Below are 6,181 nucleotides of genomic sequence, written 5' to 3' on the forward strand. Positions count from 1 at the left end.
GGTGAGGATCGACACCATCTGCCGGTCGCCGTCATCAACCGCCTTGAGCTTGCGGCGCACCTTCTCCATTGCCGACGGCAGGACCCAGCCAAGGAACGGCGCGCCGTTGCGCAATCCGCCCGGCTTGCGGGCCAGCACCGGCACGTAGTGCCAGGGATCGTAGATGACCTCGTTGCGGCCGAAGCAGCGGGCATGCTCGCCCACGACCACGCCGTCCTGGCGGATAATGATCCGGTCGGCATAAGCATGGATCTCGACGGGCCGGCCGACGGCACTCGACAGCACCGAGTATTTGTTGTTGTCGAAGCGCACCGTGCAGGTCTTCGACACCGACGCGGGAATGCAATGGAAGCCGTCAAAGCGCCCGGCATAGGGAATGAAGCTGGCGCGCTCTTCTTCGAATACGTCCCAGATCGTGCGCTCGCCCTGTTCGGGATGCCGATGCGCCTTGGCATAGGCAACGCATTTGTCGGCCAGCCAGCCGTTGAGATCCTCCAACGTCTTGAAGCGCAGCCTCGGTGTGAAGAAGCGCTCGCGCACCAGCCCGACCTGGTTCTCGACTTGCCCCTTCTCCCTGCCGGCCGCCGGCGTGCAGGCCTCCGGCTCGACAAGGTAATGCCCGCACATCTGCGCAAAGCGGCGGTTGTAGCGGCGATCGCTGCCGATGAAGATCGCGTCCACCGCCGTCTTCATGTTGTCGTAGATGCCACGCGTGCAGGCGCCGCGGAAGAAGCTGAACGCCCGGTCATGGGCGTCGAACACCATCTCCTGCGTTTCGCGCGGATAGGCCCGCACGAAGAACATACGGCTGTGGCAAAGCCGCATGTGCGCCACCTTCACCGTTACCGTCACGCCGTCGAGCAGAACGATCTCGTGGCTCCAGTCGAACTGGTAGGCCTCGCCCGGCGCAAAGCTCAACGGAATGTAGGCTTCGGCCGCGGCGCTGCCGCGATCCGCCGCCCAGCTCTGAGCATGCCGCCACACCGAACTGTAGCTGCCGTCATAGCCGAGGCCGCGAAGCTCCTCAAAGATGCGGATCAGTGTCAGCCGCTCCCGCTGAGACTTGGCCGCATTCGCCGATAGCAGCCGATCCAGCTCGTCACGCCAGGCGCCCATCCGGGGATAAGGCTGATGCTTGCGCTCGTAGCGGAACTCTGTCTCCTCGGAACGCAAAACCTTGCGCACCACCTTCCGGGAGATCTTCAGCTCCCGGCAGATCGCCTTGATCGACTTCCCCTGCACCAGCGACAGCCGGCGTATCTTCGCAATCGTCTCCACAACCAACATCCAAAACACAAATGCCTCCGATCAAACCGGAGGCATCTTGATGACCCATCGTTAAGGGGTCCCGTTTGGACGAAAATCACCCCTCAAACAGGGTCCTCATTCCATGAAAAATCACACGATGTAGCCGAGGAGCGAGCCGGGGCCACTTGCCGTTGCGCTTGAAGAGCGTGTCGTGATCCTGGAGAACGCCTTTCGCAGCATAGTCTTCTCGCAGGTGAGGATCGGGCATGGCATCGCACGAAAGCTTTGTCTGTCGAACTGAGCGGACGGCCGTGGTTGTAGGAATGGGGTTTGCTTGATCTCCGTGCTCGCCCTTTACCTGGCGATGACCCACGGGATTGAGCAAATAGTTCGCGGGCCCCCTGGGACTGCCATATCCCTAAGGAGTGAAGACTGGTGGGCGTTTAGCCCACCAATGACAGCCGCGGTTTGTGCTTTGGCCGCTCGTGCACTGCGTGTCGCGTCAAAGACGGAGCGAAAACCACCAGAGATTGCCAATTTGCGGGTTGAGAATTGCCTTTAGTCCGCAGTCCATCCGCCGTCGATGACCATGGACGACCCCGTCATCAGAGAGGATGCATCGGACGCAAGAAAAACAACTGCTCCGGTTATGTCGTCGACATGACCGATGCGGCCGAGCTTTATTTTGCACATGACCTCCGCCTTAAATGTTTCGTTCTTCAGGAAATTTTGAGCGAGCGGGGTTTCTACAAACGTCGGGGAAATGGTGTTCACACGGATCTTGTATGGCGCAAGATCGATTGCCACCGCCTTGGTCATGCCCTCCATTGCCCATTTCGAGGCGCAGTAGACGCTGCGCGTCGCGGCGCCGACATGGCCCATCTGCGACGACATGTTTATGATGCTGCCACTGACGCCTTGCTCGACCATGCGTCGCGCGACGATCTGCGCGACAAAAAAGGAAGCACGGAGATTGAGGGCCATAATATCATCGAAATCGGCCTGCGTTACATCAAGGAATGGGTTGGTGCGGTTCATCCCGGCATTGTTGACCAGCACGTGAAAAGCCGGCCTGTGTGAAACAGCTTCACTCACTGCCGAAACGTCCCGGATATCGAGAGCGATTGCTTCGGCTCGTCCGCCCGCGCGAGTGATATTGGCAGCGGCAGCCTCGATCTCGCTCAATGTGCGGGCGATCAGAACGACCTCGGCACCAAAGTGGGCGAGCGCATGGGCGGCGGCCAGTCCCAAACCCCGCCCGGCTCCGGTAACAAGCGCCCGTTTTCCGTCCAGCCTGAAATTTGGCGCGACTTGATTTTCCTTCATAAATCACTCTCCATTTCCTTAACTTGAGAATACGTATGCATATGAATTTGCTAAATTAGTATCTGGCGTTGATCAGTTCAGACGGTTGCAGGACCAATGTTGGTAGAGCCGCGAATGATCAGTTCGCCGGGTATGCGAATAGCCGCTGGTGGAAAGTCTGCCGGATCAAACAGCAGGGACAGGGACCGCCCCACCATCGCCTCGATCGGCTGGCGGAAGGTGGTGAGGTCGTATGCCGGCCAGGCGGCCGAGGGAATGTCATCGAAGCCCACGATGGAAACATCGCGCGGAACTTTCAGCCCAAGCCCGAAGCGCGCTGCATCCAGCGCGCCAAGCGCCATGACATCGGCGATACAGAAGATGGCGTCCGGGGGAGTCGGGCCGGACAGCAGATTGATCGCTGCCCTGTAACCCCCGCCATAGGTGTTTTCGCCGAATTGCTCGCTAATGATTTGGACTCCATGGCGGCGCAATTCATCCTGAAAACCGGCGCTACGTTCGCGGTGGGTCGACGTATCAGGGCGGCCCCCTATAAGGGCTATACGCCTATGCCCTGCGGCAACAAGAAGGGCGGCAACTTCCATAGAAGCCGACCTGTTCTCGCAGCACACTGAATTGATCGAAAAGTCGTCGACGGAGCGGTTGAACAAAACCACCCGAGTGTTCCTGTTGTGCAGGATGTCGCGCATTCGCGACGACAACACAGCTGACGTGACGATCAAACCGTCGATCTCGTACTGAAGCATCGATGGCAGCACGTCATCGACTTCGAAACCCTTGGGCACGGAAAGCAACAGGAGCTGCTTGCCCATGGCGTTGAGCTTCTGGGTGTAGATTTCCAGGACGGCCGGGTAGAACGGATTGAGGATATCGGCCATGATCAGGCCAACCATATTCGTCTTCTTCGTCTGCAGGCTTCGCGCGATCCCATTTGGCGTATAGCCCAAGCGCTCCGCCGTCTTGCGAATCTTTTTCTTTGTCTCCTCTGAAATCCTCCCGTCGCCGGCGAGCGCGCGAGACACCGTCGATTGCGATACGCCAGCCTCCCGCGCGACATCCACCGAAGTTGACCGTCTCATGCATTGGATCCTTGCGCAAATCAGCTTTTGCGCCTGTTATGCTGCCTTGCGCGCAGCAATAGCAAGACGATGCGCGAGATCAAACGCTGCTGTCAGGCCGGCGGGGTCGGCGCGATTTTGGCCAACAATGTCGTAGGCTGTTCCTTGCGAGGCGGTAACGATTGGCAGCGGCAATCCGCCAAGAACGGTCGAGGTGTTGGCGAAACCGAGTGTCTTCAGCGCGATCTGGCCCTGATCGTGGAACATGGTGATGATCAAGTCGAGCTTCTCCGGCCCCACACGCAGAAAGACGGTATCGGCCGGATAGAGGCCGGCGACATCGTATCCAAGTTCCTTTAGCCTTTCGATGGCGGGGAGGATAATCTCGATCTCCTCAGTGCCCATTGCGCCGCCTTCTCCCAAATGCGGGTTAAGGCCGGCAACGGCTATTCTCGCACGTTTGCCGCTTGATGATTCGACCGCCTTGGCGCCGGCCACCGTGGCCGCAATGATGGACTCCACGGAGATGTTGTCGGCCACGGCGCGAAGCGGGATATGCGAGGTTACGCGGGCCGTCCAGAGAGCCCCCTGGTTATTCATTTCGCAGCAGAAGCCAGTAACACCGAGGCGACTTGAGAAAAAATGCAGTTCGTCGATCGCCTTGTGACCGGCCAGCCACATCGCCTGTTTGTTGAGCGGACCATAGACAATCGCATCGAGCTGCCCTGCCCCGGCCGCGTCTGCTGCACTCTCCAGCGCCGCGAGCGTGGCAGTTCCGCCCTCCGCACTCGCCACACCGGGTTTGTAGCCGCCTCGATCCAGACCTGAAATCAGCGCCACGCCGCCACGCTCCGGAATCGATGAGACGCTATCGACGACCGGGATTTCACCATCGAGACCAGCGATTCGTATTCCGTCGCGAAAGCTCCCTTTCCCACAAAAGACGGCAACGCGGAGGTCACTCTGGCGCCCCTTTGCATTGACCAATTTGGCACAAAGTTCCGGACCGACACCGGATGGGTCTCCAGCGACGAGGCCGATTGTTGTCACAGACATTTCTCACTCCCGTTTGACAAACTCATTTCAAATGTCTAACAGAGTGCATACGTATGCTCAATCAAAAACAACAGAAGCCATCTCGTATGAACGCCTTTGCAACAGACTCCCTTGAAGCGCGCATCGGCGCGCAAACCACGGAAGCGAGACGACTTTCGGGCCAGATCGTCTGCGGCGGCGGCTTGAGAAAAGCGCTCACAACAGCGCAATTCGATATCGAGAACCCCGCCACCGAAAGGATCATCGGCTCTGCGCCACGCTGCGGCATAGAGGATGTCAATTCTGCGGTGGATGCGGCTTCCCTTGCGTTCCGGTCTTGGTCGGCAACGCCGGCGAGAGAGCGCGGCGCCCTGCTCATGCGGGCAGCCGATCATCTCGACGGCTTCCGTGAAGACATTGCCCGGCTCTCGTCGCTGGAGACTGGCAACGCACTTCCAACCCAATCGCGCAATGAAGCCGGCACCATGGTCGACATCCTGCGTTATTTCGGTGGCCTGGCTGGCGAGATCAACGGCCGGACCTATCCGCCCGATCCTGGCCGGCTGCTCTATACGCGACGCGAGGCGCTTGGTGTCGTTGGCGCGATCATTCCGTGGAATGCACCGCTGATGCAGCTTGCCAGCAAGATCGCCCCGGCACTCGCCGCGGGCAACACCGTCGTGCTAAAGCCGGCCGAGCAAGCACCCTTGGCAGTGCTTCGGGTGTTCGAACTGCTACAGGCGGTTCTGCCACCCGGCGTCGCGAACGCAATCACCGGGCTCGGCGAGGAAGCAGGTCGCCTGCTTTGCCAACATCCGGCTGTACGCAAGATCAGCTTCACCGGATCGAGCGCCGTCGGCGCCTTGATCATGCACTACGCCGCCGACAAGATCATACCAGTCACAGCCGAACTCGGTGGCAAGAATCCGAACATCGTCCTGGCTGATGCCAATGTCGATCGCGCGGCGCGTGGCATTCTGCAGGGGCTTCGGCTTCAGCGTCAGGGCCAGTCGTGTTCCGCCGGTACGCGGATCTATATCCACGACGCCATCTATGATGCGGTGATCGAGCGCGTCCTGGCCGGCATTCCGTCTTTCCGGGTTGGAAACCCGCTGGATGAAGCGACACAGGTGGGCTGTATCGTATCGCGCAAGCAGTTCGATCGGGTCGAACGCTATATTGAAATGGCGCGGCAGACGCCGGGCGCCCGTATCCTTTGCGGCGGCCAGCGTCCCGAAGGTCTGGACAAGGGTTACTACTACTCGACGACGCTGATCGAGGGCGTTCCCGCAAGCTCACCCGTTTGCCGTGACGAGATCTTCGGGCCGGTCGCGACTGTCTCACGCTTTACCGATTTCGAGACCGTGCTGCAGGAGGCCAACGATACGCCTTACGGCCTCGCGGCAACGATTTTCACGGAAAACCTCCCGGCGGCGTTCGACTTCGTGTCGCGCATCGACGCCGGCTTCGTGCAGGTCAACCAGTTTGCCGTCGCGGAAGCCAACATCGAATAT

5 protein-coding genes are annotated in these 6,181 nt (G+C 59.7%); 1 reads left to right on the top strand and 4 read right to left on the bottom strand.

The annotated features are described in order from the left end of the window. From istA to EN879_RS20810, 4 genes are all read right to left on the bottom strand, one after another. Positions 1 to 1,287, bottom strand: a 1,287-nt coding sequence (gene istA / locus EN879_RS20795; protein ID WP_127274218.1) for an IS21 family transposase, incomplete at its 3' end; no start/stop codon positions are given. Between the two features lie 519 nt (positions 1,288 to 1,806). Next, positions 1,807 to 2,574: an SDR family NAD(P)-dependent oxidoreductase gene (locus tag EN879_RS20800; RefSeq protein ID WP_063170551.1), complete on the bottom strand. Its 768-nt coding sequence runs from the start codon at positions 2,572 to 2,574 to the stop codon at positions 1,807 to 1,809. Between the two features lie 77 nt (positions 2,575 to 2,651). Continuing rightward, entirely contained in the window at positions 2,652 to 3,635 is a 984-nt protein-coding gene (locus EN879_RS20805; protein WP_063170552.1) for a LacI family DNA-binding transcriptional regulator, read from the bottom strand. Between the two features lie 54 nt (positions 3,636 to 3,689). Beyond that, positions 3,690 to 4,688, bottom strand: a complete 999-nt coding sequence (locus EN879_RS20810) for a 4-hydroxythreonine-4-phosphate dehydrogenase PdxA (RefSeq protein ID WP_063170553.1) — start codon at positions 4,686 to 4,688, stop codon at positions 3,690 to 3,692. A gap of 86 nt (positions 4,689 to 4,774) precedes the next feature. Between EN879_RS20810 and EN879_RS20815 the strand changes: the two genes are divergently transcribed. Next, a partial coding sequence (locus EN879_RS20815) for an aldehyde dehydrogenase family protein (RefSeq protein WP_164774486.1) occupies positions 4,775 to 6,181 on the top strand: 1,407 nt, incomplete at its 3' end.

The organism is Mesorhizobium sp. M7A.F.Ca.AU.002.02.1.1, assembly GCF_003998535.1.
Lineage (GTDB): Bacteria > Pseudomonadota > Alphaproteobacteria > Rhizobiales > Rhizobiaceae > Mesorhizobium > Mesorhizobium ciceri.

What these genes read in the sequence shown, in the direction of transcription:
- EN879_RS20800 (WP_063170551.1), bottom strand. Translation starts at nt 2,574, where the DNA reads ATGAAGGAAAATCAAGTCGCGCCAAATTTCAGGCTGGACGGAAAACGG.
- EN879_RS20810 (WP_063170553.1), bottom strand. Translation starts at nt 4,688, where the DNA reads ATGTCTGTGACAACAATCGGCCTCGTCGCTGGAGACCCATCCGGTGTC.